The organism is Sporolactobacillus sp. THM19-2 (assembly GCF_004153195.1).
In the GTDB taxonomy this organism is placed as follows: domain Bacteria; phylum Bacillota; class Bacilli; order Bacillales; family Sporolactobacillaceae; genus Sporolactobacillus.
Genome location: NZ_SEMC01000048.1, coordinates 1 through 1,499, shown reverse-complemented (window position 1 = coordinate 1,499; position 1,499 = coordinate 1). Strand labels below are relative to the sequence as shown.

Sequence of the window (1,499 nt, the reverse complement as noted above, 5' to 3'; positions counted from 1 at the left end):
CCGTGAAATAGGACAGAGTTTGGTAAAGTAGTTTCCAGATAATCTATGAAAATCGGACAAGGGAACGGGTTCAATTGCTCGCTCCACGTTCACCGTCTGATGCCTGAATAAACCTCTCCAGAATGGACAGACTAATCCATGGACAAGGGAACGGGTTCGGTTGTGAGCGATACGTGGCTCCGTACTGATGCCTGTTCTTTTATTTTTGTGCGAAGTCTAATTTCCCGGCAAGCAGATAGACCATGGCGATGATATTCTTATCGGAGCGGTAGCCTCTGGCTTTCCGCTTCGCGGCCTGGAATAGGCTGTTGATGCCTTCCAATATCCCATTGTTGAGTTGGGATTGGAACCACCTGACCACACCGCCGTAATGCTTTTTCAGTGTCTTTGCGAGATCCACCATGGGGGCCAGCCGGCAGCGCAGGCCCCATTGGATCCAGTCTTCAAGCACCGCCGGTGCAATTTGAGCCGGATATTTGTAGATCTCCTGAAGGCATAGGCGCATGCGGTAGGCTTTGGCTGTATCCAGTTCGCTGTCCTTCAACTTATCAAGGGTTTCTTTCTGCTTTTTCGTCAGGTTCTTCTCGTTCTTCAGCCAGATATAACGCGTATTCTTTAAATCGGCACAACGATTCCGTTCGTTCCGGCGTACGGAATCGACCGCCCGGTTGGCTTCCTGAATCACATGGAACTTGTCAAAGGTAATCGACGCGTCCGGAAAGTAGTCGGAAGCCCCTTTAATAAAGGCCGCAGACATATCCATGCAGACTTCTGTGACGTTTTGGACACGGCCCCCATGGGCTTCGAGTTTTTCTTTACAGGCTCTCCATGTCTCGGCATCTTTCCCTTTGGCGACGTGGATGACATTTTTCTTTTCGGAATCCACAAAGATCGTAATATAATTGTGCCCGCGCTTTGAGGAGGTCTCGTCGGTATTAATCTTTGTCACCTGGGACAAGTCCTGAACAGCTAAAGCGTGATCTACATAATGATGCAGAATCCGCCATAGTCGGGTATCATGTTCACCGACCAGACGGCTGACCGCGTTCATCGGCATATCTTTAACCAATTTCATAATCCAGGCATCAAAAAGTTTGGTAAAACCCGCACGGGGCTTGATGGCCCATGGAATTTCCACCCGCTGTTTTTTACCACACTTTTTACAATCTGTCCTCGGATGTTCCGCGTGGATGTAGCAGGGGTATTCTAAAAAGTTCAGATGCCTCCACGTACGATCGTAATCAGCAATATCATAGATCGGCTGGTGTCCGGCACCACAGTTTGGACACGATAACAGCGCTTCTTTGTAGACTTTTAAATAAACATCCAACTTTTTTTGGCTTTCGTTGAAGATACAGTCATGAACGTACCAGGGTTCTGTAATATGGAATAAGTTTTCCAGGTCATTGAATTCTACTAACATTTGAAAACCACCTGTCGTTTTTAATTAGGTAGTTTCCAGTATTTCCAGGTTCATTCATTTTAATCAGCGAAGAAGC

The 1,499-nt window shown here is 47.2% G+C and carries 1 protein-coding gene; it reads right to left on the bottom strand.

Features of this window, described 5'->3' with window-relative positions; all coding sequences use genetic code 11:
• Positions 1 to 199: 199 nt before the first annotated feature.
• Entirely contained in the window at positions 200 to 1,423 is a 1,224-nt protein-coding gene (locus tag EWH91_RS14265) for an ISL3 family transposase (RefSeq protein ID WP_129930922.1), read from the bottom strand.
• Positions 1,424 to 1,499 lie beyond the last annotated feature (76 nt).